The sequence below is a fragment of the Dorea sp. AM10-31 genome (assembly GCF_003435815.1).
Classification (GTDB): domain Bacteria; phylum Bacillota; class Clostridia; order Lachnospirales; family Lachnospiraceae; genus Dorea_D; species Dorea_D hominis.
The window spans coordinates 27,297-52,073 of record NZ_QTUV01000003.1; the positions used below are offsets into that span (position 1 = coordinate 27,297).

The window sequence follows — 24,777 nt, forward strand, 5'->3', positions numbered from 1 at the left end:
AAGAAAGGAGAAGGATTCGTGCCATGATAAAAAATTATAAACTCCCCTTAAGACCTATCGAACGGACATCGTCTGAAAGAGTATCTGTCTTCACCTCTCGAAAAGGAAGTATCACAGTTGAGGCGGCTATAGCAGTGCCGATATTTTTCCTTGCAGTAGTCTGTCTTTTGTATTTGATGGAGATGATGGCAGTGCAGACGGCAGTGCGAAGCGGACTGCAGTACGCAGGAAAAAGGGCAGCGCAGGAATATGCCATAAAACCTTTTATGCAGACGAAGCAATTGGAAAAGGAAGTGATTGAAGGAATCGGTGCTGATCGGTTAGAGAGAAGTATTGTGGAAGGTGGCAGTGCAGGAATCGACTGCAGTCATTCGCAGATGTCAATACGGACAGGAATTGCGAATCTACAGGCGAAATACAGGATTCGTGTTCCAATTCCGATGTTTTCCATCCCTACGATTACATGTGGTGTGGAATTAAAGATCAAGGTGTGGACTGGTTATGAAAAAGAAGGATTTGGAGATCAGCAGAAAGAAACGGTATATATCACAGAAACAGGAATGGTTTACCACAGGGATTATCACTGTGCTTATCTGGATCTGACGATTAAGAGTGTGTCAAATGGACAACTGGATACTCTGCGCAACAGCAGTGGTGGAAAGTATCATCCTTGCGAGCACTGTCATCCGGCAAATGCAGGATCGGTATTTATTACCAATTATGGAAACCGGTATCACAGTTCTGTCTTGTGCAGTGGACTAAAGCGTACAGTATATGCCATTCCGGTGTCGGAGGCAGCAGGAAAAGGAGTGTGTTCAAAATGTGGAAAATAAGTCAGATGGTCTGCCTTGGGATTCTGGCAGGTATGTCTGTTACGGATTTATTATATCGGAAAGTGTCTGGAGAGCTTCTTGCGGCAGCGGGAATTGGAGCAGTCATTTTTCAGATATGCTATGGAAAATGTAATGTCTGGATTCTTGGCGGTGGAATTGCAGTCGGATTATGCTTCCTTGGGATCAGCAGACTGACAGGTGAAGGAATAGGATATGGAGACAGCATCATGATTCTGTTGCTTGGAATTTATCTGGGAATCTGGAAATTGCTGATTGTACTCTCTGGTGCATTTTTTCTTCTCGCACTGGCTGCGGTCGTGTTACTTAGTTATTACAGTATCCGGGGAAAGGGTATGGCGCAAGGAACTGTGGGGATGAAGAGAATATCCCGTAAATATGCACTTCCCTTTTATCCATTTCTGACATGTGGATATATATTGTATCTGGTCAGTTGGAAATAGAGCTGGGAGAAGACAAAGCTGAGAGGAGGCAGAAGTGTGAAAAGAAGAAAATTATCAGGAAGCATGACCGTAGAGATGTCTTTCTTAATGCCGATGATATTATTTCTGATCATGGGGTGTATTTTGGCGGTTTTTTACTATCATGATAAAAATATTCTCAGTGCGGCAGCATATGAGACAGCAGTGGTCGGAAGTACAAAAGCAAGGGAAAAAGATGGCGTAGAAACAGGAAAATTACAGGCATTATACAGAGAGCGGATAAGAAAAAAATGCGTTTTATTTCCAACGGGTCGAGCAAATGTAACCGTCGGAAAAGAAGAAATAGAAGTGACGGTAACCGCGAAAAAAGGAAAATTCAAAGTAGCGGTCCGAAAATGTGCTGCCGTTACAGAACCGGAAAGGAAGATCCGGGAGAAAAAGAAACTGGAGGAATTGGCAAATGGAGCGAAAAATAACAATTGAGGAAGAGACAGAATACAAAGAAGATTATCAGATGCGTATGCTGATGAGTAATGAAATTATAGGAATATTGCCGGTGAGAGGTAGAGGATTTAACGGGCGAAGTTGCTATGATTATAATGTGAGCGGCAAGATTTCTATGCGGGCAATGTATGAGCGAAATGAAATCAGTGCGAAAGACATAAAAATATTTCTGGAATGTTTAAGTATGGCGCTTGAAGAAGTGCAAAAATATCTGTTGGACATTCATTGTATATTATTAAACCCGGAATATATTTTTTATGAGGAGGAGCAGTTTTATTTCTGCTATTATCCACCGAAGACATCGGAATTATGGAAAGACCTGCATGAATTGACGGAGTATTTTGTCAAACATGCAGATTATCAGGATGAGGAAAGTGTACAGACGATCTTTTTTCTGCATAGAGAGACGATGGAAGAAAATTACAGCCTGGATAAGATTATGACAAAGATTCTCTATCAGGAGGATGAGCGAAAAGAAACCAGAGAGAATGAGGACAGAGAGATACAGAAAAAGGAGGTGCAAAACAGGAGGAATCTGTGGGAAAAAGAGGAAGTGCGGTATGATACGAGAGAACATGACTGGATCGCAGAGCAGGAGATGGGAAGCCTGATCATGGAAGAGACGGAGAATCTGTGGACACCGGTAAGGCGTTTCCTTAGAAAACACAAGAAGCCACGCTGGGGTGAATGGGATGATCTTCATATTGAAGAGGAAGAATTATAGATACAATTATGGATGGAATTGTAAAAGAAATTTTGATTTTTATATGTAATATATGCTATACTCAAGAAAAGATATCAGATAATTTGAAAGTGTGGTCTGACTAAATGAGATATAAACAGGAAAAAGCGCCCTGTACAGTTTTATTGATTCTGGCAAATATTATTGTATTCTTTGTACTGACAGCAAAAGGAATGACTGAGGATGCGGAGTTTATGCTTGGACATGGAGCCATGTATGTTCCTTATATTATAAATCGTGGAGAATACTATCGATTGTTTACGAGCATGTTTATGCATTTTGGATTCGATCATCTTGCGAATAATATGGTAATGTTGCTTGTTATAGGATGGAATCTGGAAGGTGAGATTGGAAAGATTAAGTTTTTGATCATATATTTCTTAAGTGGGCTGAGTGGGAATATCTTATCAGCACTCTGGGATATGCAAACGGGTGATTATGCGGTATCCGCAGGTGCATCCGGTGCAATCTTCGGGATTGTGGGAGCAATTTTATATGTAGCAATTCGTAACCGCGGCCGGATTGGAACGATTACCGGTCGCGGCATTCTATTTATGATCATACTGAGTCTGTACTATGGATTTACCAGTGGCGGTGTGGATAATTTCGCACACATTGGTGGTCTGGTATCCGGTCTCGTTCTTGCAGTGTTATTGTACTGGAAGAGAAAGCGTAAATACCGTGAAAGTGCCTGGGACTGAGGAGACAGTAAGTGTTCCGCCATGGGACGTGGCAATTCTCCGTGCCAGCGCAAGGCCAAGACCGGTTCCATCTTTTTTATAAGTGACGAATGGCTCAAAGATCTTATCACGTTGTTCTGATGTGATACCGCAGCCATTGTCCCGGATCTCGATTACAAGAGACTGTTTTGCACGACGGGCTTCCAGAAAGATGGAAGGAAGCTGTTCCGGGTTTTTCAAAGCCGGACTGAGTACAGCAGCTTTTGCATTTGTTAAGAGATTCAGTAACAGTTGACGCAGTTTTACCGGATCAGCCTGAATAACCGGAAGCGCAGGCGGAATTTTAGAAGTCATTTGAATATCGGTATCCAGGATGGATGTAGCAAAAGAAAGAGCAACATTCCGGAGGAAGGTATTCGTGTCGAGTGACTGAAGAGACAGGCGGTCTCCGTTATTAAAATCGGAGAGTTCCTCCAGAAGTTGTTTCATATATTCAACATCCTGGTGCATGTTCTTCCAGTGCTTCGAGGGGAGAAGTTCAGGAAATTCATTTTCCAGAAACTGCAGGTTACTGTATACCAGCGTAAGCGGGTTGCGGATTTCATGACTGATGGTACTGATCTCCATACGGTGATGGGAGAGAAGTCGGGTGAGAAGTTCCTTTTTCTCAGGGCTTTCTGCCATGATCTGTTGTAATTTGTCGTAGTCTGTCTGCGTAAACATAATACTTACCGCCTCCTTTCTGATTACTCAGTTTAGCATTGGCGGTTAAAATAATCAATTACATTTATAGAAAGGAAGAAGACATTATGAGAGATGATAATTGTATTTTTTGTAAACTGGCAAATGGGGAGATCCCGACAGCAACTTTATATGAGGATGAGGATTTTCGTGTGATTCTGGACGCAAGCCCGGCTGCAAAAGGACATGCACTGATCCTTCCAAAGCAACACTATGCGAATCTGTATGAGCTGGATGATTCTGTAGCATCAAAAGTACTCGTACTGGCGAAAAAGATGATCACTAAGATGACAGACATTCTTGGATGTGACGGGTACAACATTGTACAGAATAACGGAGAAGCTGCCGGACAGACAGTATTTCATTTCCATATGCATCTGATTCCGAGAAGCAAAGGCGATGAGGTAGGTCTTGGCTGGAAGATGGGCGAGCTTACAGATGAGGACAAGGAAGACATCTTGTCTAAGGTAAAATAAGATACAAGAGGCAGAGAATGTGTGTACATCACAGAATAATCTGCAGGTATCATAAAAAGCAGGCAACAAAGGATAAGTTATAGTTATAAAGGAAAGATGGGTGAGGTGTATGAACGTACGATCAATTGGGAAACAAGCGTTTGATGCAATTTATGAATCTAATCTTGATTATGTGTATCGTACAGCGTGTTATTACACCCAAAATCATTATCAGGCTGAAGAGATTACGCAGTGTGTATTTATTAAGTTGTACGATAATATAGATAACGTAAATATGCAGTCTGTGAATTCGTGGCTTTTAATAACAACAAAGCACATGGCATTAAATTACAAAAGAGATTATGCACGGGAAACGCTGATAGATGAACTTCTGTATGATAATGAAGTCGGAGACAGTCTGGAAACATGTTATATGACTGAGTTTGACAGGACAAAGCGAAAAGAACTGGCGGATGAAATCTATCTGAGATTATTTGAGGAAAATAAACGCTGGTATGATGCCATAATGGCGGTCTATTTGCTTGAAAAGCCACAGAAAGAAGTGGCACGTGAGATGGGCATTTCGCTGGAAGTGTTACACAGCATGCTATATCGTGCGAAGAAATGGATTCGTAAAAATTACGAGAAGAGATATCGCTATTTAGACGAGGCATAAGAAAAGGCTAATCTATAGGACAAAAGGTATAAGAAAAGCAGGTCGCAACAGGAATTTGCCTGTATGACCTGCTTTTATATACCTATTATTTACGCTTGCGGCTGACCGATTCAATCAGATCGATGATCGTATCGATAGAGTTCTGCTGAGAGGACTGCTTCATGGCATCGATGTATTTCTGACGGTTCTCATATACCTGATCTACCGTTGCCAGAAGGCTCTCGTTTGTCATCGTCTCTTCTTCCAGAACAACGCTGAAGCCCTGGCGTTCAAATGAACGGGCATTCAGGATCTGGTCTCCACGGCTGGCGCTTGCCGGAAGTGGGATCAGGATGTTCGGCTTATGTAAAGCAAGAAGTTCGCAGATAGCGTTCGCTCCGGCACGGGAAATAACAACATCTGCCATTGCAAACAGATCCTTCAGTTCGTCTTTGATATATTCGTACTGCATATAACCATCTAAGTGATTCAGTGTAGGATCAAGACGTCCTTTACCGCACAGATGGATGACCTGATATTTCTTCAATAACTGTGGAAGGATGGCACGGACTGCATTGTTGACTGCAACAGCGCCAAGACTTCCGCCGATGATGAGGATAACAGGTTTGTCAGATGTGAAACCGAGAAATTCTCTGGCTTTGAACTTATCACCGGTTAACAGTTCCTGGCGGATCGGTGATCCGGTAAGAACCGCTTTGCCTTCCGGCAGATAGCGAAGTGTCTCCGGAAAATTGCAGCAAATCTTTGTTGCAGCGGAAAAGGATAACTTGTTCGCAAGTCCCGGTGTCATATCAGATTCATGAATAATGGAAGGAACATGACAACTCTTACCAGCCAGAACAACAGGTACGGATACAAATCCACCTTTGGAGAAAATAACGTCCGGCTTTAGGATCTTGACCAGTTTCCTTGCATCTCCAAGACCTTTGAGAACACGGAATGGATCTGTAAAATTCTGAACGCTGAAATAACGTCTTAACTTACCGGTTGCAATCCCGTGATATGGGATTCCAAACTGCTCGATCAGTTCTTTCTCAATTCCGTTGTAAGAGCCGATATAGTGGATATCGTATTGCAATTCTTTTAAACGAGGAAGCAGTGCAATATTAGGAGTAACGTGACCTGCCGTACCGCCTCCGGTTAAAATAATTCGTTTCATAGTGACCTCCCAGATTTTAGCATTTACCTTTGTGGTAGTTATACTATATAATAAATGTACTATAATTGATGTCAGGTCTGAAAACATGACAGACCTCTGTACTTATATATTATACGTTACAGGGAAAATAGGTCAAGAGAAAGAAAAAAGTTCATTGATTTTTGAGAGAGAAAGGGAACAGGAAAAACATGAAAGAAAGCAAAGATCCATTCGATCGGATGATCCTGGATGATTTGGAGCGGGAAGCTGATGAGATTCGGCGCAACGTGGCAGCAGCGAATCTTCCGCCGATGACCAATGAACAGAAAGAAAGAATACGTGAAAATATCCAGAAAGAAATAGATGCCCGTGAGGTGCAGAAAATCTGCGAGCAATTGCCGAAAGAGTATCAGGAAGCCTTAAAAATCGGAATGGAAACGATAGAAAAAGAGAATTGGAAATCAGGCAAAGATAACGAAACGAAAGCAACGAAAGTCAGGGCAGAGAAGGAAACGGAAGAGCCGAAAGTCAGGGCAGAGAAGGAAACGGAAGAGCTGAAAGCCGGGGCAGATAAGGAGCCGGAAGAAGGAGAACCAGGATTCGGAGCAAACAAGGAGACAGAAGAAGGAGAGCTGAGTGCCGGAACAGATGAGAAAAAGCATAGATTCAGGAGAAAGGCATATCTTTCGCGGGTGGCGGCAGCAGTTGTTATAGTTCTGCTTGCAGGCGGAATCGGAGTTACCGGCTTTGGAGGACCTGAACGGGTGATGGAGATTGTAAAAAGTAAGGTTGGAACTCGTGAGGTAGAGAAAGTAAACTCGAATGATGATAACCTTGTAATAAAAAAAGAGAACGAAGAACAGGCTTATCAGAAGATAAAGGATGAGTTGGGCTTTGAACCAGTAAGAATTATAGATCGTCCAGATGGATTTAAATATAAATGGGCAAAGCTAGAAAAAGAGGCACAGATTTCGGAAATTATGTATCAATACAAAGGAGAAAACATTCTGTATACGGTCAGTATGACACAATCAAATAATTCATGGGGAATAGATGTGGATGATGCTGAAGTAGGACAATATACGAAGAAAGTAAATGGAGTAAATATAAGTATACATGAATATAAAGTTGCAACGTCTAAAAAAAAGAGATATGTTGCAAAATTTAAATATTTGGGTGCCGGATATTATCTGGCAGGAGTGATGCCACAAAAAGATTTTTATGATATTTTAAAAAAATTATATTTTTCATAAAATACGCGTCAGTTTTTCCAGACTTATGTGTCTTTATATATAGAGGATGGGATATGAGGAGAACATGGAGGATACATGAGATTGGAGGTGCTGATGGAAAAAAAGAATCGAAAAAGATATTCACTTCTACTGGTAATGTTAATGCTGACCTGTTTAATATGGAACAGTACATTATCAGTAAAAGCAGAAGGTGAGAAAAAGATTGGTGAGTCATATCTGACTCATGAGGAAGAAGCCGAAGGTACGACGCCAAAAAAAGTGACGCGTGGTGAAGACTTGATGACAGGATATTCTAAAATTCGGAGGATGGGACCGGAAAAATTATATGCAGGAGGATCAACAATAGCATCACATACAGTGGATCGCATTGGTGTGGCGGTTATGGTGGAACGTGCCAAGGAAGGCGCAACTGAATGGGATTTTTACGAAAGTTGGCAGAAATTTGATGAAAATACAGACAATCTTTCATCATGGAAACAGATGGATGTTGAAGGCGACTGGTATTACAGAGTTCGTTGTGTTCATTCCGCAGGTGAGGATGTGAGCAGCAGCTTTACAGACGGTGTTTTCATCGAAAAAAAGAGTATCCTTGAGCTTTAAAAAAGAAAATAAGTATAAAGAAAACAAGTATAAGGAAACCAAAAACTAATTTAACAAAGGAACATGTGCAATGCGGGGGCTGCGCCGGGCGCTGAGTGGAAAGGCGTCTGAAGAAACTGTCAATAATATTTTTAAAAGAAAGAGAATATTTCAGTTTACCGAGTTTTTCAACCGCATGCAAACAAAGTTAGGACTTATTTGAAGCTTGGCGTTCGGCGCAGTCCCCGCATAAGATTCTAAAAAATGAAAAAAGACAAGTGAAAAAACAAGTGAAAAGATAAGCGAAAAAGCTGCCGTAATGGCAGCTTTTTTGATGGAAAATTCGCAAAAAGTTGGAAAAGTGGATAAAAACTGTCAAAAACAGGTTAGAAAAGTGGATAAAAACAGCTAAAAATAGGTTGGAAAAGTGGATGAAAATAGCCAAAAATGGGTTGGAATAATGGATGAAATCATGTATGATATAGAAGAAAAGACGCATACTAGCAATGTGGAGGCGTAAAATATGATTCAGAGAATGATGAAAGCGACAGTGGATGACTGGATCGCGAATGGAAAAGAGGCACTTTTGCTTACAGGTGCAAGACAGATTGGAAAGACGTATTTAATAAGACAATGCCTTAAAGATAGCAATTATTCTTATATAGAGTTAAATTTTATAGAGCAACCAGAATTAGTTGAACTATTTTCGGGCGCAAAAGACGCAAAAGAATTATTGATGCGTCTGAGTATTGTGGCAGAAAAACCGTTGGAAAAGGGAAATACAATTATTTTCCTGGATGAAGTACAGGAATTTAAAGATATTGTTACAAGAATTAAATTTTTGGTAGAAGAAGGAAGTTATCGCTATATTATGAGTGGTTCTCTTCTTGGAGTGGAGTTGAATGACTTGCGGTCTGCGCCGGTAGGTTACATGAGAATTTGTGACATGTATCCGCTGGATTTTCGGGAGTTCGCAAAGTGTGTCGGCGTAAATGAAGAGATTATTGAATCTTTGCGGATACATTTTGAAAAAAGAACTCAGGTAGATACATTTGTTCATGAAAAAATGCTGGATGTTTTTAACCTATATTTGATTGTCGGCGGGATGCCGGAAGCAGTAGATGTCTATTTGAAAACGAATGATCTCTCACAAGTGGCACAGATACATGACAAGATCATCCGGCTTTATAAACAGGATTTTTCAAAATATGAACTGTATTATAAATTAAAATTGCAGGAAATATATGATGCAATGCCGGGGCAGTTAGATCAGAAAAATAAACGTTTTCAATTAAACTCTATTGGAAAAGGACTCAGTTATAATAAAGTTGAAAATGATTTCCTGTGGCTGAAAGATGCAGGAGTTGCGATACCTGTATATAATATCAGTGAACCGAAGCTTCCGCTGGTGATAAGCGAGAACCGCAATCTGTTCAAATTATTTTTCTCGGATGTAGGATTGCTGACAAGCCGGTATTCAAATCAGGTGAAAATGTCGATATTAAATAAAGATAAAGCCATCAACAATGGTGCACTATTTGAAAATGTGGTCGCACAGGAACTATTAGCAAAAGGGCATAAAGAATATTATTTTAACAGCAAAAAGCAAGGAGAACTGGACTTTGTAATAGAACTGGATGGAAAAGTAGTTCCGTTGGAAATTAAATCGGGGAAAGATTATAAACGTCATTCCGCGTTAAATAACGTGCTGGAATGTGAGGAATATCAGATTTCAGAAGGATATATTTTCTCAGAAGGAAATGTTGAGACTGTCGGACGGAAAGTTTATATGCCGATTTATATGATTATGTTTTTGGAAGAGAAGAAGATGGAAAATACAATATATAAACTGGATCTCAGTGGGCTTAAGGACAAAATTTAAAGAATGTTGTTTAGAAAACCAGCCACCCTCCGGAAAAGTAACGAATCAATGCTGTCTTTTCCGAAGAATGGCTGGTTAAAAATTGCTGTTTTTTAAATTAATTATTTCTCGTTTAATGCCTGGCGAAGCGCATGTGCAAGCTGATCCGGGCAGGATGTTGCTTTGCTGCCGCAGGTGATTCCCTCTAAGCGGGAAATTGCTTCGTTAGCATCCATTCCGCGAACGAGACTACTGAGTCCTTTTGTATTTCCGTTGCATCCGCCGAGAAATTCAACGTTTTTGATGGTAGTTCCGTCAAGTTCAACGTGAATTAACTGGGAACAGACACCGGTTGGTCTATAATCCATGGTAATTACCTCCTGATATGTTAATGTGGATGAAAGTATCCAATGCGCATTATAACAGAGTTGGAAAAGAAAAGCTACAGGAAATCTTTTAAAATTAACCGTTCCTGTGTTATACTGAAATCTCAGGTTGTATGAGTTTGTATTTTCTGTTTTATACAGAATACAAGGTAGGATTATAATAAAATTATTTTTAAATTATGAAGAGAGGAACGAAATTATGATAGGTATTATCGGAGCAATGGAAGAAGAAGTCGCTGCATTAAAAGAAACGATGCAGGTCGAGTCTGTAACAGAGTATGCATCTATGACATTTTGTAAAGGCGTTTTATGCGGGAAGGAAGTTGTGATTGTCCGCAGCGGAATCGGTAAAGTAAATGCAGGAATCTGTGCGCAGATTCTGGTAGATAAATTCGACGTAAACGCATTGATCAACACGGGAATTGCGGGATCATTGAACGCGAAGATTGATATCGGGGACGTTGTAGTGTCCAAAGAAGCACTGCATCACGATATGGATGCGACAGAATTTGGTGATCCGATTGGACAGGTGCCGCGTATGGATACACTGGCATTCCCGGCAGACGAGCGTCTGATCGGGCTTGCAAAAGCGGCAAATGAAAAGGTAAATCCGGATATTCATACATTTGTCGGAACGGTGGCGAGCGGTGATCAGTTTATTGCAAGCCAGGAAGCAAAAGATAAGATTGTAAATAATTTCCATGCTTACTGTACAGAAATGGAAGGGGCTGCGATTGCGCATGCCGCATATCTGAACAAAGTTTCGTATGTCATTATTCGTGCTATTTCGGACAAAGCCGACAACAGCGCACATGTTGACTATCCGGAGTTTGAAAAGATGGCAATTGCCCGTAATATCAAGCTTGTACAGGAAATGCTGACATCTATGTAAATAAGTCAGAAATTATTTTGCGACATAAGAAAAGAAAATCGGACAGTATGCGACAGATGCATGTCGAATACTGGGGAACGAATTTTCGGCCCTCCTCTAAGATTTCAATTATAATGCTTAGAAAAGGAGGGCTTTTTTATGGTGAAAATGATAGTAGAAAAACAAGTGCTGCTGATAATTGCGGGAGTGTTTATGGCATTGGGGATCGGGAGTAAATGTGTGGTCGATGCGACGCTCAGAAAACTGGTGTATGGAGCGGGAAATATGAATAAAAGTACACATCCGTTTATCCGGCTGGTGCGGGCGAAATTTGAGCATGCCTGTATGATCAGTGAGAAGGTGGAAAATGTAGGCGTTTTTGTGGATAAGTACCTGTATGAATACCGGGTGCTGGGGATACGTTTACATACGCTTCGGAGAATGGAGCGGATATCGGCAGTTTTATGTATTTGCTGCGGAGTGACCGGAGCAGGACTTCAGTATGTACAGGATGGCGGAATGACGGATGTGGTACTTAAGACAGGTGCAATTGGGATCGGCGCAGGAATTTTTGTGTTTCTTTTTCATCTGACAACAGATGAAAATTATAAGCTGCAGGTAGCGAGAAACTATATGGTTGACTATCTGGAAAATATCTGCCTGCACCGGTATGAAAAGGCTTACCGGAAAGAGAAGGAAGAGAGCCAGAAGATGAAAGAGAAAGTGGTTGCAGCGAGTGTGGATGTTAGTATGAGCAAGAATATGGCAGTGAATGGAGAAAGTTCAGTTGTAGGAGTGGACATGTCGGCGGGAAGAAATGTGGCAACGTGTACAGATGTGATGACGGAGAAAACCGGAACGGCAGGTACAGAGACATTTGCAAATAGATATGCAGAAAATGAAAATATAGTGGCAGCAAACGCAACAATTACCCCAATCCGGGAAGAACTGTCGAAAGGGGATTCGCCGGAAGAGAATATCCTGAGGGAAAAGGAAGAAAAGAAAGAAGAAAAAGAAGAGAAAGAAGAGAAAAAGTCAGTGGACAAGGATGTCCTGATCCGACAGATTCTGGAAGAATTCATGGCGTAAGCGAACTTAGCAGTAAGGAACAAGATCTGGGGTGTGGCAGGACTTATCTGGCGACACCCTATTATAACGTATTAAAACTTGCTATAATTTCCGTGATTTGTTAAAATTATGAAGAGAGTATGCATGTCCAAAGATATACGGATAATAACCGGACAGACCGGTCATGCAGAGAGTATTGAGGATGAAATACATGGGTAAAATATATTATATGATGGGCAAGAGTTCTTCCGGGAAAGATACTTTATATAAAGAAGTATTGAAAGCACTGCCGAAGCTTAAGACACTGGTGCTCTATACAACCCGCCCGATCCGGGAGGGAGAACAAGAAGGCATAGAGTATCATTTTGTGACGGATGAAGAGCTGGAGCGATTTGAGAAAGCCGGAAAAATAATTGAAGAAAGAACTTATGATACCGTGTATGGAGCGTGGAAATATGCTACAATAGAAGACGGACAGATAAATCTTGCGGCATATGATTATCTGGTTATCGGAACACTGGAGTCCTATGCCGGAATGAAGAAGTGCTATGGAGCAGAGAATCTGGTTCCAATCTATATAGAAGTGGAAGATGGTGAACGGCTTTCGCGGGCACTTTCGCGGGAACGGCAGCAGGAGCAGCCGAAATATGAAGAGATGTGCCGGAGATTTCTGGCAGATCAGAAGGATTTTTCCGAAGAGAATCTGGAAGAGGCAGGCATCGTCCGACGCTATTACAACGATGATAAGGTACAATGTTTAGAAAAAATTATAGGGGAAATACAAAATGGGAAGTTTTAAAGATGTGGTAGGCCACAAAGACATCATTCAATATCTGCATAATGCAATTTCAGAGGATCGCGTTTCACATGCGTATATTCTGAATGGAGAGCGTGGATCGGGAAAGAAGCTGTTGGCGAGATTATTTGCCATGACACTTCTATGTGAAGAACACGGACCGGAGCCGTGTAATCACTGTCATTCCTGCAAGCAGGCAGAGAGTGGGAATCATCCGGATATTATTACAGTTACACATGACAAGCCGAACACGATCAGTGTAGATGATATCCGTGTTCAAGTGAATAATACGATCGATGTCAAACCATATCAGGGACCATATAAGATTTATATTATCCCGGAGGCAGACAAGATGACGGTGCAGGCACAGAATGCCCTGCTTAAGACAATCGAGGAACCGCCGAAGTATGCAGTAATCTTACTGTTGACAGAGAATGCGGAACTTCTGCTTCCGACGATCAATTCCAGATGCGTTATGCTGAAGCTTCGTTATATCAAAGATAAACTGATCAAAAAATATTTGATGGAGAATCTGGAGATTCCGGACTACAAAGCGGAAGTATGTACTGCATTTGCACAGGGAAACATGGGCAAAGCAATCATGCTGGCAAATTCCGATCATTTTAATGAGATCCGTGAGGAGGCAATCCAGCTCCTTAAGTATATTCATGAGATGGAGTTAAGCGAGATTGTGGATGCAGTGAGCCACATTTCTGTATACAAACTGGAAATCACAGATTATCTGGATATTATCATGATCTGGTACCGTGATGTCCTAATGTACAAAGCAACGAAAGATCTGGACAAAGTGGTATTCAAAGACCAGATAAAATACATTAAGGAACAGGCACAGAAGAGTTCCTATGAGGGAATTGAACTGATTTTAGAAAGTCTGGAAAAAGCAAAGACAAGATTGAAAGCGAATGTAAACTTCGATCTGGTTATGGAGCTTTTATTCCTTACGATAAAGGAGAATTAGTACGATGACAAAAGTAATAGGTGTAAGATTCAGAACAGCGGGAAAGATCTACTTCTTTGCACCGGGAAAGCTGAATATACAAACCGGAGATAAAGTAATTGTAGAGACTGCCCGCGGGGTAGAATTTGGTACGGTTGTAACCGGAGAAAAGGAAGTGGAGGATGACAAGATCATGCAGCCACTGAAGCCGGTGATCCGTATTGCAACCGCAGAAGATAAGAAGAAGGATGCCAAGAACAGAGACAAAGAAAAAGAAGCTTTTGGCATTTGTTTGGAGAAGATCCGCAAACACGGTCTGGAGATGAAGCTGATTGATGCGGAGTATACATTTGACAATAATAAAGTGCTGTTTTATTTTACAGCAGATGGAAGAATCGATTTTCGTGAACTGGTCAAAGATCTGGCAAGTGTGTTCCGTACGAGAATTGAATTACGTCAGATTGGAGTAAGAGACGAGACAAAGATCCGTGGAGGAATCGGAATCTGCGGACGTCCGTTATGTTGTCACACTTATTTATCAGAGTTTGCGCCGGTATCGATTAAGATGGCAAAAGAGCAGAATCTTTCTTTGAATCCGACAAAGATTTCAGGTGTGTGCGGACGACTGATGTGCTGTCTGACGAATGAGGAAGAGACTTACGAAGAGCTGAACAGTCATTTACCATCTAACGGAGATCATGTGACAACACCAGAAGGGCTTAGAGGGGATGTACAGTCCGTGAATGTCCTGCGTCAGCTTGTAAAAGTAGTTGTTACGCTGGACAATGATGAAAAAGAGATCCGTGAGTACAAAGCAACCGAATTAAAATTTAAACCAAGACGCCGGAAGAAAGAGCAGAAGTTATCTAAAGAAGAGATGGCAGAGCTTAAGGCATTGGAAGGAAAACGTGGAGATTCTAAGTTAGATGATAATTAATCAAAAACCGGAAGAACGGCTGGATGATCTGCAGATCAAAGGGTATAAGATATTGCAGAATCCGGGACGCTTCTGTTTCGGGATGGATGCGGTGCTCTTATCTGCATTTGCAGATGTAAAGAAGAATGAGAGAGCGCTGGATTTGGGAACGGGAACGGGCATCCTGCCGATTCTGTTACATGCGAAATATAAGGGACAGCATTACACCGGGCTTGAAATCCAGCCGGAGAGTGCAGATATGGCAAGGCGAAGCGTAGCGTATAACAGTCTGGAAGACAAGATAGATATTGTAACAGGAGATATAAAAGAGGCGGCGGAACAATTCGGACCAGCCTCTTTTGATGTTATTACGACAAATCCGCCGTATATGATCGGAGAGCATGGTCTGAAAAATGAAAAAGAAGCACTGTACATTGCAAGACATGAAGCACTGTGTACACTGGATGATGTTCTGGCGCAGAGTGCGAAAGTGCTGAAAGTAAAAGGCCGTTTTTATATGGTGCATCGTCCGTTCAGACTGCCGGAGATCATGACGAAGATGTGTAACTATGGTCTGGAGCCGAAGAGAATGCGGCTGGTATATCCTTATGTGGACAAAGAACCAAATATGGTTCTGATCGAGGGAAGAAAAGGCGGTAATCCGAGAATGACAGTGGAGGCACCGTTGATCGTATATGAAAAAGATGGCAGTTATACACAAGAACTTTTGAAACTGTACGCAGGTGAATAGGCGACAGGTCATTTATAAGTGATTCTGCCGGGCGAATGATAGAGAAGTTTACTGGAATTGCCAGTTAGGGATTGTATGGATTCAATTTAAAAATTTATAATTAAAAAAGGAGACAGAAGATGGCAGGAACCTTATATTTATGTGCAACGCCGATCGGCAACCTGGAAGATATGACATTTCGTGCAGTGCGGATGCTGGGCGAAGTAGATTTGATCGCGGCGGAGGATACGAGAAACAGCATCAAGCTTCTAAATCATTTTGAAATAAAGACACCGATGACGAGTTATCATGAATATAATAAGATCGATAAGGGACATTATCTTGTAAGACGATTACTGGAAGGCGAAGATATTGCACTTATCACGGATGCAGGCACACCGGGGATCTCAGATCCGGGCGAGGAGCTTGTGAAAATGTGTCACGAAGCGGGTGTGACCGTGACGGCACTTCCGGGAGCGGCTGCATGTATCACCGCGCTCACCATTTCCGGACTGGGAACGAGAAGATTTGCATTTGAAGCATTTTTCCCCACCGATAAAAAAGAACGTCAGGACATATTAGAAGAGTTAAAAAATGAGACGAGAACAATGATCTTATACGAAGCACCGCACCGGCTTGTGCGAACACTGAAATTGTTAAATGAGACACTGGGGAACAGGAATGTCAGCATTTGCAGAGAGTTGACGAAGAAGCATGAGACGGTATTCAAGACGACGCTTGCAGATGCACTTGCTTATTATGAAGAAAATGCACCAAAGGGCGAGTGTGTGATCGTGCTGGAAGGAAAAAGCCGACAGGAGATCCGTGAGCAGGAGACTGCAAAATGGGAAGAGATGAGCATCGAAGATCATATGGAACATTACCTGAAAATGGGAATAGATAAAAAGGATGCCATGAAAAAGGTGGCAAAAGACCGTGGCGTGAGCAAAAGAGACATTTACCAGGCACTGCTGTAGCGTGCAGGTTGTACAGGAGGGAGAAAGATGGCAGGAGTATCATTGAAGCACATTTGCAAAACTTATCCAAATGGATTTGAGGCGGTAAAAGATTTTAATCTGGAAATAAAGGATAAAGAATTTCTGATTTTTGTCGGGCCATCAGGATGCGGAAAGTCTACGACACTCCGTATGATCGCAGGTTTGGAGGAGATTACTTCCGGAGAATTGAAAATTGGAGATACGGTTGTTAATGATGTAGAGCCGAAGGACAGGGATATTGCTATGGTATTTCAGAATTACGCGTTATATCCGCATATGACAGTTTATGAAAATATGGCATTTGGACTGAAACTTCGGAAGGTGCCGAAAGACCAGATAGATAAGATGGTGAAAGAAGCTGCAAAAATCCTGGATTTGGAGCAACTCCTTGATCGGAAACCAAAGGCATTATCAGGAGGACAGAGACAGCGTGTAGCGATGGGAAGAGCAATCGTGTGCAACCCGAAAGTGTTTTTGATGGATGAACCATTATCCAATCTGGATGCAAAATTGCGTGGACAGATGCGGATTGAAATTTCTAAATTGCATCAGCGTCTGGAAACAACGATTATTTATGTTACACACGATCAGACAGAAGCGATGACTCTGGGAACACGAATTGTTGTTATGAATGCCGGCGTGATCCAGCAGGTAGACACACCGCAGAAATTATACGAAGAACCAGGTAATATGTTCGTTGCCGGATTTATCGGATCGCCACAGATGAATTTTCTGGATGCGGTGTGCCAGGTGGAAGACGACGATGTGTATCTGACGATCGGAGAAATGAAACTTCGCCTGCCGGAAACAAAGGCAGAGAAATTAAAAGCCGGTGGATACGATGGAAAGACGGTTGTTCTTGGAATCCGTCCGGAAGATCTGCATGACGAATCGGAATTTGTTGAAAGTTCACAGGGTACAGCTCTGAAAGCGAAAATCCGGGTATATGAAATGGTGGGAGCGGAAGTTTTCCTGTGTTTTGAATATGAAGGAACAAATATGACGGCGAGAGTAGCACCGAAGACAGCCGCAAGAACCGGAGATATTGTAAAATTTGCTCTGGATGCGGATAAAATCCATGTATTTGATAAAGATACAGAAAAGACGATCACTAATTAAGGTCAGATTGTGTTGAATTGTACTTTTTCAGTGAATAGTTAGACACTTATACTTTACTATGCTAAAATGGAAGAGCGTGTAACAAAAGGGGCGGTTGTGTCAGAGAGAACAGCCCATATGAAGTACAGGAAAGATTAGGAGGACAGACAGAACATGATTAAATTATACGATGGAGGCGCATATCTGTTAAACGGAACAGAGATTGTAGAATCGGCTGCAGAAGTCGGAGCGAAGACCGGACAGACACCGGATCAGAAAGAAGCAGCAAAGCAGACAATGGCTTATCATATTTTGGCAGACCATAATACTTCCGGCAATATGGAGCAGCTGCAGATTAAATTTGACAAACTGACTTCTCATGATATTACATTTGTAGGAATTATCCAGACAGCGAGAGCTTCAGGACTGGAGCGTTTTCCAATTCCTTATGTACTTACAAACTGCCATAACTCACTATGTGCAGTAGGCGGGACAATCAATGAAGATGACCACATGTTTGGACTGACTTGTGCAAAGAAATACGGCGGAGTTTATGTACCGCCTCATCAGGCTGTTATCCACCAGTTTGCAAGAGAAATGCTTGCAGGCGGCGGTAAGATGATCCTTGGCTCGGACAGCCATACCCGTTACGGAGCGCTTGGAACGATGGCAATGGGTGAAGGCGGACCGGAGCTTGTAAAACAGCTTCTGAATAAAACTTATGATATTAAGATGCCGCAGGTAGTAGGAATCTATCTGGATGGAGAGCCGATGAAAGGTGTCGGACCACAGGATGTGGCACTGGCAATCATTGGAGCGACATTTAAAAATGGCTATGTAAACAATAAAGTGATGGAATTTGTCGGACCGGGTGTAGAAAAGTTAAGTGCAGACTTCCGAATTGGCATTGATGTTATGACAACCGAGACGACATGTCTGTCATCTATCTGGAAAACTGATGAAAAGATCAAAGAATTTTATGAGATCCACGGAAGAGTGGGAGAGTATAAAGAATTGAATCCGGGAGCAGTTACTTACTATGATGGTATGGTATATGTGAACTTAAGCGAGATCAAACCAATGATCGCGATGCCGTTCCATCCATCGAATGTCTACACAATCGATGAAGTGAATGCAAACTTAAAAGATATTTTGCATGATGTAGAGCAGAAAGCACTGGTAAGCCTGGACGGGGCAGTAGATTATTCTCTGCAGGATAAGGTTGTAAATGGTAAATTATATGTAGATCAGGGACTGATTGCAGGATGTGCCGGTGGTGGTTTTGAAAATATCTGTGCGGCAGCAGACATTATCAAAGGTCACTACATAGGGGCAGATGCATTTACATTCAGTGTATATCCGGCAAGTACACCGATTTATATGGAACTTGTGAAGAATGGCGTAGTGGCAGATCTGATGGAGGCAGGAACGATTGTGAAGACAGCATTCTGCGGACCTTGCTTTGGTGCAGGAGACACTCCGGCAAATAATGCATTTTCTATCCGTCACTCAACAAGAAACTTCCCGAACCGTGAAGGTTCCAAGTTACAGAGCGGACAGATTGCATCCGTTGCTCTTATGGATGCAAGATCAATTGCAGCAACAGCAGCAAACAAAGGCTTCCTGACACCTGCAACAGATATGGATGTCGAATACAAAGGACAGACCTATCATTTCGATGAGAAGATTTATGCAAACCGTGTATTTGACAGTAAGGGCGTAGCGGATCCATCTGTAGAGATTAAGTTTGGACCGAACATCAAAGACTGGCCGGCAATGGCAGCACTTCCGGAGAATCTGCTCTTGAAAGTAGTATCCGAGATCCACGATCCGGTAACGACAACAGATGAGCTGATCCCATCCGGAGAGACTTCTTCTTACCGTTCGAATCCTTTAGGACTTGCAGAATTTGCACTGTCCAGAAAAGATCCGGCTTACGTTGGAAGAGCCAAAGAAGTACAGAAAGCGGAGAAAGCAATTGAAGCAGGAAAATGTCCGTTGGATGAATTAGAAGAATTAAAACCAGTTATGGATGTGATACATACAAAATATCCGGAAGTCGGAAAAGGCAACCTCGGAATCGGAAGTACAATCTTCGCTGTAAAACCGGGAGATGGTTCTGCGAGAGAACAGGCAGCATCCTGCCAGAAAGTACTTGGTGGCTGGGCGAACATTGCAAATGAATATGCAACCAAACGTTATCGTTCCAACCTTATCAACTGGGGTATGCTTCCATTCCTCACAGAAGAGGATGATAAGAACTTAAGTTTCAAGAATGGCGATTACATCTATGTGCCGGAGATCCGCAAAGTGATCATAGAGAAAGCAACAGATGTAACGGCATATGTAGTCGGTGATGAGCTTAAGGAGATTCGCTTGAAGCTTGGAGATATGACAGATGCGGAGAGAGAAATTATCTTGAAAGGATGTCTTATCAACTACTATCGTGGATAAGTATGTGGATAGAATAAAAAACGCTGAAAAGGGGACGGGGATTTTCTAGAAAATCCCCGTCCCCTTTTCAGCGTTAACTTTTTTCCAACTTTTATGCAACACTTTTCCACATGTTTTCCTCTAATATATGTGGAAAATAATTCATCGATGATGGAAACAGTATCTAACAGGGAGGTCATTTATGAAATGTGATGTGGATACGTTCGCGCGGATGTATGAAGAGATTTATAAAGATTTGTATCGATTTGCATTGTGTATGATGAAAAATGAACAGGATGCAGAGGATGCGGTGAGTGATGCGGTACTTTCCGGGTATGAGAACATCCGGAAACTCCGGGATGAGAAGGCTTTTAAAAGCTGGATGTTTACAATACTGGCGAACACATGTAAGAAGAAACTGCAAAATAGAAGCAGAAAGTTTCGTATGGAGAAGGATATGGAGTCGTCAGAGTCGGAGAGAAATAATTTTGGAACCGGACATCCGGATTATGGAATATCCGTAGATGTGCAACGTGCATTTTTGCATTTGTCTGAGGAAGAGCAGACAATCATTGCGCTGTCTGTATTTGGTGGATATAACAGCAAAGAAATCGGCGAAATGCTGAAGCTGAATGCCAATACGGTACGGTCTAAGAGAAGCCGCGGACTTGAAAAGATGGAATGTATATTAGCGTAGGGAAAAGGAGCGTGCAATATGGAGAAAAGAGAACAGAATCTCTTGTATAAGATAGAAGTGGGCAGCGAAAATGTAGTAGTTCCGGATAGCCTGAAGCCGGAAAATATGAAGAAAAAACTGGAACAGTGTGCGTGGGAAGAACGCAGGAGAAAAAGACGCAGACAGTGGAAGTTCGCGGGTGCGGCAGCAGCCGGTATTGTATTGGTGGCAGGAATCACAGTATACCAGAATCGGACGAGAATGGTAAAATCGGATTCGGCTGTGATAAACAGTGCTGATTCTTCGGATGGTGTAGTGGCAAAGTCTGTTGAGAAATGTCCGGTAAACAAGGGGAATCAGGAAAACCAGAAATATTATGCAAAAAGCTACAAAGAAATCCGTAAATATATAGAAGCGAGTGAGAAAGAGGAAACTGCCAAAGGAAGCACAAAAGAACAACTGTTATGCGCAGACGCGACAGGAGATTATTCAAATACGAATGTGCGTCAGGAAGGTGTAGATGAAGCGGACGTGGCAAAGACGGATGGTCGTTATCTCTATGTGTTAGAGGATGACGGAGACTATGTTTCTATCGTAGACACGAAAACAAATATGAAAAAAATCAGTGAGATTAAGGCACCGAAGGATGAAACTATCGAGGAATTTTACCTGATAGAAAAAAATAAAAAAGTAGTAATGATATGCAGTAATTCATCGGATGATGATTATGAAGATGTGGAAGATGTTACCAGGAGCTCTTTAATAAGTAAACAAACAGAAGAAACCCAAGTAGTGACTTACGATGTGCAGGATAAGAAACATCCAAAAAAAGTGGGTAAAGTATCCCAAAGTGGAGAGTATGAATCTTCGAGGATTTCGGATGGGTATCTGTATATTTTCTCAAATTATTGGGTGCCGGAAAACTGGAAGAAAAAGCATCCGGAGACGTATATCCCTTACGTAGATGATAGTTTGATGAAAGCGAAAGATATTTGTTTGCCGGATGGAATGAAGGGATGCATGTATGAAATTGTTTCGTCAATTAATCTGAAACAGCCGGATAAGATCGCAGACAGCAAAGCTATTTTTTCAGAAGGCGGAGACGCATATGTAAGCAACAAAAATATTTACTATTATGAAGAAGAATGGACTGGCAACGGAAAGCAGGAGAAGACATTACTCCGTAAACTATCTTACAAAAAAGGAAAACTGGCGGTTGTTGCGCAGAAGACATTCAGAGGATATCTGAATGATTCATTTTCGATTGATGAATATGATGGATATCTCCGCATGGTTGTGGCGAGAGGTAAGACAAATGCGGTCTATGTCCTGGATCAGAAATTAAAGCTGACCGGAAAGATTACAAACCTTGCGAAAGACGAGCGCGTGTATTCTGCAAGATTTTTAGGAGATACAGGATATTTTGTTACTTATAAAGAAACGGATCCGCTGTTTTCGGTAGACTTATCTAATCCGAAGAATCCGAAGATCCTTGGGCGCTTAAAAATACCGGGATTTTCCAATTACCTGCATTTCTATGGAGAAGATAAGCTTCTTGGCATCGGAATGGATGTAGATAAGAAAGGTGATGTAACAGATGGTGTGAAGCTGTCCATGTTTGATATTTCCGATAAAAAAAATGTGAAAGAGGAACATAAGTATACACTGAAAGATGTTTATAGTACAGATGTGGAATGGGATTATAAAGCGGCGCTTATTGATGTGGAAAAAAATATAATCGGCTTCCCGGCAGGAGGAGAAAACAGACAAATGTATTATTTATTCAGCTATACAGAAGAAAAGGGATTTCAGTGTAACATGAAAGAAAAGATTTATGGAAGTGATGCGTTATCGACAAGAGGCATATATATTAAAGACCGTCTATATGTAATCCATGGAAATGTACTGAAAGCATACAGCCTGAAGACATATAAGAAAGTTGATGACTGTCTGTTGTAAACGGAATTTACGCTGTAAATATAATTGTTGACTGGGTGCTGCATACTGTTGCAACAAAAAAAGAATTTTAATCTTATAATATGTAAATAGCAGATATGAAAAATAAAGAAAACCTTCGGCAAAGGATTCCTGATTTACATGAGGTGAAAAAGGAACCGATATGTCGGAGGTTTTCTCTGTTTGGGCTCCGAATGAAAGTGCCAATTGCAAATTCAGTTGGGGCTCTATAGGGCTAAGATTTGGCTAAATCGATTTATTTTATTGCAGACAGACGGCTTCTTAAGATCGGTCCTACAATCATAGCGATAATGATCTTAACAGCATCTCCGGCAAGATACGGAAGCACGCCGACAGATAATCCTGCCATGAAAGAAATATGCATCTGGTAAGCAAGCCATGCAGTTCCGAAAATGTAAGCAACAGCAAGACCGAGTACCATGCCAAGAACAGCCGGAAGCTTTTTGCCGCCAAATTTGTTAGTACCGATTCCTGCGATTATCGTCATAAAAATGAATCCAATCAGATATCCGCCAGTCGGTCCGGCAAGCTTTTCAAGTCCACCGGTAAAACCGGAAAATACAGGCAGACCTGCAATTCCGAGAAGCAGATAAATGATATAGCTGAAAAGTGCATCATTCCAGGAAAGAATAAAAACAGCGATATATATAACCAGATTTGTCAGTGAAATCGGCACCGGACTGACTGGAATTGGAATAGCAAATGGTGCCAGAATACAGATAACGGCAGTGATCAAAGCAATCTCTACCATACGTTTTGTAGTAAAAGCTGATTTAGTAGTTGATGTTTCCATGTAAAAAGTCCTTTCTGTGATGTGAGTTTGTTCGTACAATAATCATTTATTTAACAAAGTCATTATAATTGTAGATATGAAGAATGTCAACTATAAAAATATAAAGGTTAACAATTAAGAGTCGAAAGATGTCATAAAATCACTCCCTGACAAGCACATCGAATTTGTCATCATTTAAATACATATCCAGTTTAATGAAACGTCCCGATTCTGGAAGCTTTGACACAGCGTGGATTGCATTTTTTATTTTGATATAGATATCGGTCACTTTCAATAAAATTGTCTTGTTATTCACATTGAAAAAACGGCATGTCACGCAGACGGAGCGCGCAGAGGATGAGCCAGTGAGCGTGGAAGTTATGGCAGAAAAAGCTGCAAATTATATAGAAGAGGAGTATGGAGATGATGATTTTGAGTCTGTTTGTTATGGTTTGAAAATGTTATGCTATGTATCAGAAGAACATGAATAAAAAGTCAGAATTGACAGATAATAATAAAATAACAATGATGAAATAAAATAATAAAATAAAAATATAAAAATAGTGTTGACAAAACAAAGGCGCGGTGCTATTATAAAGTCAATCCAAAAGAGATACGAAATCTAAAAATCAAATAAAAGAAGATCTGACGAGAAAGGATTTTCGAAATAACATTTGAGAGATTTGAAGATTTGGAAATTCATGTAAAGGAGGCTTATTCCGTTGGACAGTTTAATCGATTCATCAATTCAATATGTTAGTGGTATGGCAGAGAATGATTCCCGAAAAATAAGCCTTTACCATAGAAGTTAGAATCCGGTAAGATTAGAATGGAAGAAAAAAAGAAATCGGAGATGTCAAAAAACCGGAAGATAGAATAAAGAGTTACATCTGCACAGACATATTGGAAATAAATACCACAGATAGAAGAAAAACGAGTAAAACTTATGTGAAGTTATAAAATGTGTAAAGAAACATTTTATACATACCCCTTACTCATCCTTAAAAATAGAAAGGAAAAGGTTACGGGAATTGGTAATAATATTTCCTCCGATTTAATATAATAATAAATATGATAAAATTCAATATAAGATAGCCATTGCAATCAGGAACGACTGTAATGGCTATTTTAATGTTACATTTTTGTAATATTTTTTTAACAAATAGAGCGTATATTTTGACAATGCTAATACCATA

26 protein-coding genes are annotated in these 24,777 nt (G+C 41.2%); 22 read left to right on the forward strand and 4 right to left on the reverse strand.

Translation table 11 applies throughout. The annotated features are described in order from the left end of the window. The first annotated feature begins 23 nt into the window (after positions 1 to 23). The 5 genes from DW125_RS06255 (at position 24) to DW125_RS06275 (ending at position 3,220) form a co-directional block, all read left to right on the forward strand. Entirely contained in the window at positions 24 to 833 is an 810-nt protein-coding gene (locus tag DW125_RS06255) for a TadE/TadG family type IV pilus assembly protein (RefSeq protein ID WP_117537450.1), read from the forward strand. Beyond that, positions 821 to 1,294 (forward strand): prepilin peptidase, encoded by a 474-nt coding sequence (locus DW125_RS06260; RefSeq protein ID WP_242992904.1) that lies wholly within the window; start codon positions 821 to 823, stop codon positions 1,292 to 1,294. Before DW125_RS06255 ends, DW125_RS06260 begins: the two co-directional genes overlap by 13 nt. A 36-nt stretch (positions 1,295 to 1,330) precedes the next feature. Further along, positions 1,331 to 1,756, forward strand: coding sequence for a TadE family protein (locus tag DW125_RS06265; protein ID WP_242992905.1), 426 nt, complete (start codon positions 1,331 to 1,333; stop codon positions 1,754 to 1,756). Further along, entirely contained in the window at positions 1,734 to 2,501 is a 768-nt protein-coding gene (locus DW125_RS06270; RefSeq protein ID WP_117537452.1) for a DUF6382 domain-containing protein, read from the forward strand. The genes DW125_RS06265 and DW125_RS06270 overlap by 23 nt, the downstream gene beginning before the upstream one ends. 104 nt (positions 2,502 to 2,605) lie before the next feature. Beyond that, positions 2,606 to 3,220, forward strand: coding sequence for a rhomboid family intramembrane serine protease (locus tag DW125_RS06275; RefSeq protein ID WP_117537454.1), 615 nt, complete (start codon positions 2,606 to 2,608; stop codon positions 3,218 to 3,220). On the opposite strand, the gene DW125_RS06280 is transcribed toward DW125_RS06275, so the two are convergent. Next, entirely contained in the window at positions 3,170 to 3,922 is a 753-nt protein-coding gene (locus tag DW125_RS06280; protein WP_117537456.1) for a sensor histidine kinase, read from the reverse strand. The two genes, DW125_RS06275 and DW125_RS06280, sit on opposite strands and share 51 nt — an antisense overlap. 86 nt (positions 3,923 to 4,008) lie before the next feature. Here DW125_RS06280 and DW125_RS06285 point away from each other — a divergent pair, with 86 nt between their 5' ends. Both DW125_RS06285 and DW125_RS06290 read left to right on the forward strand, forming a co-directional pair. Beyond that, positions 4,009 to 4,416, forward strand: coding sequence for an HIT family protein (locus tag DW125_RS06285; protein ID WP_021860442.1), 408 nt, complete (start codon positions 4,009 to 4,011; stop codon positions 4,414 to 4,416). 109 nt (positions 4,417 to 4,525) lie between these two features. Continuing rightward, the gene (locus DW125_RS06290; protein ID WP_117537457.1) at positions 4,526 to 5,071 is read left to right on the forward strand and encodes an RNA polymerase sigma factor; all 546 of its coding nucleotides are present in this window, start codon (positions 4,526 to 4,528) and stop codon (positions 5,069 to 5,071) included. An 85-nt stretch (positions 5,072 to 5,156) separates the two neighbouring features. Here the strand turns inward: DW125_RS06290 and DW125_RS06295 are convergent, their stop codons facing one another. After that, the gene (locus DW125_RS06295) at positions 5,157 to 6,230 is read right to left on the reverse strand and encodes an undecaprenyldiphospho-muramoylpentapeptide beta-N-acetylglucosaminyltransferase (protein ID WP_021860440.1); all 1,074 of its coding nucleotides are present in this window, start codon (positions 6,228 to 6,230) and stop codon (positions 5,157 to 5,159) included. Positions 6,231 to 6,418: 188 nt separating this feature from the next. Here DW125_RS06295 and DW125_RS06300 point away from each other — a divergent pair, with 188 nt between their 5' ends. From DW125_RS06300 to DW125_RS06310, 3 genes are all read left to right on the forward strand, one after another. Further along, on the forward strand, positions 6,419 to 7,462 hold the full coding sequence (locus DW125_RS06300) for a DUF4367 domain-containing protein (RefSeq protein ID WP_117537459.1): 1,044 nt from the start codon (positions 6,419 to 6,421) through the stop codon (positions 7,460 to 7,462). 93 nt (positions 7,463 to 7,555) lie between these two features. After that, positions 7,556 to 8,062: a DUF6147 family protein gene (locus tag DW125_RS06305; RefSeq protein ID WP_117537736.1), complete on the forward strand. Its 507-nt coding sequence runs from the start codon at positions 7,556 to 7,558 to the stop codon at positions 8,060 to 8,062. Positions 8,063 to 8,564: 502 nt separating this feature from the next. Next, positions 8,565 to 9,923, forward strand: coding sequence for an ATP-binding protein (locus DW125_RS06310; protein ID WP_199537827.1), 1,359 nt, complete (start codon positions 8,565 to 8,567; stop codon positions 9,921 to 9,923). Positions 9,924 to 10,024: 101 nt separating this feature from the next. Here DW125_RS06310 and DW125_RS06315 read toward each other — a convergent pair whose 3' ends face one another. Further along, a complete protein-coding gene (locus tag DW125_RS06315) occupies positions 10,025 to 10,270 on the reverse strand; it encodes a TIGR03905 family TSCPD domain-containing protein (protein WP_117537461.1) in 246 nt (81 codons plus the stop codon). A 217-nt stretch (positions 10,271 to 10,487) separates the two neighbouring features. Here DW125_RS06315 and DW125_RS06320 point away from each other — a divergent pair, with 217 nt between their 5' ends. From DW125_RS06320 to DW125_RS06370, 11 genes are all read left to right on the forward strand, one after another. Continuing rightward, positions 10,488 to 11,180 carry a 5'-methylthioadenosine/adenosylhomocysteine nucleosidase gene (locus tag DW125_RS06320; RefSeq protein ID WP_117537463.1) on the forward strand — a complete coding sequence of 231 codons (693 nt, stop codon included), beginning with the start codon at positions 10,488 to 10,490 and terminating at the stop codon, positions 11,178 to 11,180. Positions 11,181 to 11,318: 138 nt separating this feature from the next. Continuing rightward, positions 11,319 to 12,248, forward strand: coding sequence for a hypothetical protein (locus tag DW125_RS06325; protein ID WP_199537828.1), 930 nt, complete (start codon positions 11,319 to 11,321; stop codon positions 12,246 to 12,248). 190 nt (positions 12,249 to 12,438) lie between these two features. After that, positions 12,439 to 13,026 (forward strand): guanylate kinase, encoded by a 588-nt coding sequence (locus tag DW125_RS06330; protein WP_021860433.1) that lies wholly within the window; start codon positions 12,439 to 12,441, stop codon positions 13,024 to 13,026. Next, complete coding sequence (holB, locus tag DW125_RS06335) at positions 13,013 to 14,002, forward strand: DNA polymerase III subunit delta' (RefSeq protein ID WP_021860432.1); 990 nt, start codon at positions 13,013 to 13,015, stop codon at positions 14,000 to 14,002. Before DW125_RS06330 ends, holB begins: the two co-directional genes overlap by 14 nt. Before the next feature lie 4 nt (positions 14,003 to 14,006). Then, positions 14,007 to 14,918, forward strand: coding sequence for a PSP1 domain-containing protein (locus tag DW125_RS06340; RefSeq protein ID WP_021860431.1), 912 nt, complete (start codon positions 14,007 to 14,009; stop codon positions 14,916 to 14,918). Continuing rightward, positions 14,908 to 15,648 (forward strand): tRNA1(Val) (adenine(37)-N6)-methyltransferase, encoded by a 741-nt coding sequence (locus tag DW125_RS06345; protein ID WP_021860430.1) that lies wholly within the window; start codon positions 14,908 to 14,910, stop codon positions 15,646 to 15,648. Before DW125_RS06340 ends, DW125_RS06345 begins: the two co-directional genes overlap by 11 nt. 119 nt (positions 15,649 to 15,767) lie before the next feature. Continuing rightward, complete coding sequence (rsmI, locus tag DW125_RS06350) at positions 15,768 to 16,604, forward strand: 16S rRNA (cytidine(1402)-2'-O)-methyltransferase (RefSeq protein ID WP_021860429.1); 837 nt, start codon at positions 15,768 to 15,770, stop codon at positions 16,602 to 16,604. A gap of 27 nt (positions 16,605 to 16,631) precedes the next feature. Next, the gene (locus tag DW125_RS06355; RefSeq protein WP_021860428.1) at positions 16,632 to 17,744 is read left to right on the forward strand and encodes an ABC transporter ATP-binding protein; all 1,113 of its coding nucleotides are present in this window, start codon (positions 16,632 to 16,634) and stop codon (positions 17,742 to 17,744) included. A 153-nt stretch (positions 17,745 to 17,897) separates the two neighbouring features. Continuing rightward, the gene (locus DW125_RS06360; protein ID WP_117537465.1) at positions 17,898 to 20,177 is read left to right on the forward strand and encodes a hydratase; all 2,280 of its coding nucleotides are present in this window, start codon (positions 17,898 to 17,900) and stop codon (positions 20,175 to 20,177) included. A 181-nt stretch (positions 20,178 to 20,358) separates the two neighbouring features. Continuing rightward, positions 20,359 to 20,853 carry an RNA polymerase sigma factor gene (locus tag DW125_RS06365; RefSeq protein WP_021860426.1) on the forward strand — a complete coding sequence of 165 codons (495 nt, stop codon included), beginning with the start codon at positions 20,359 to 20,361 and terminating at the stop codon, positions 20,851 to 20,853. A gap of 18 nt (positions 20,854 to 20,871) precedes the next feature. Continuing rightward, on the forward strand, positions 20,872 to 22,791 hold the full coding sequence (locus DW125_RS06370) for a beta-propeller domain-containing protein (RefSeq protein ID WP_117537467.1): 1,920 nt from the start codon (positions 20,872 to 20,874) through the stop codon (positions 22,789 to 22,791). A gap of 253 nt (positions 22,792 to 23,044) precedes the next feature. On the opposite strand, the gene DW125_RS06375 is transcribed toward DW125_RS06370, so the two are convergent. Then, positions 23,045 to 23,602 carry a biotin transporter BioY gene (locus tag DW125_RS06375; RefSeq protein ID WP_021860424.1) on the reverse strand — a complete coding sequence of 186 codons (558 nt, stop codon included), beginning with the start codon at positions 23,600 to 23,602 and terminating at the stop codon, positions 23,045 to 23,047. 344 nt (positions 23,603 to 23,946) lie between these two features. Between DW125_RS06375 and DW125_RS14345 the strand changes: the two genes are divergently transcribed. After that, positions 23,947 to 24,072 carry a hypothetical protein gene (locus tag DW125_RS14345; protein WP_278336570.1) on the forward strand — a complete coding sequence of 42 codons (126 nt, stop codon included), beginning with the start codon at positions 23,947 to 23,949 and terminating at the stop codon, positions 24,070 to 24,072. Positions 24,073 to 24,777 lie beyond the last annotated feature (705 nt).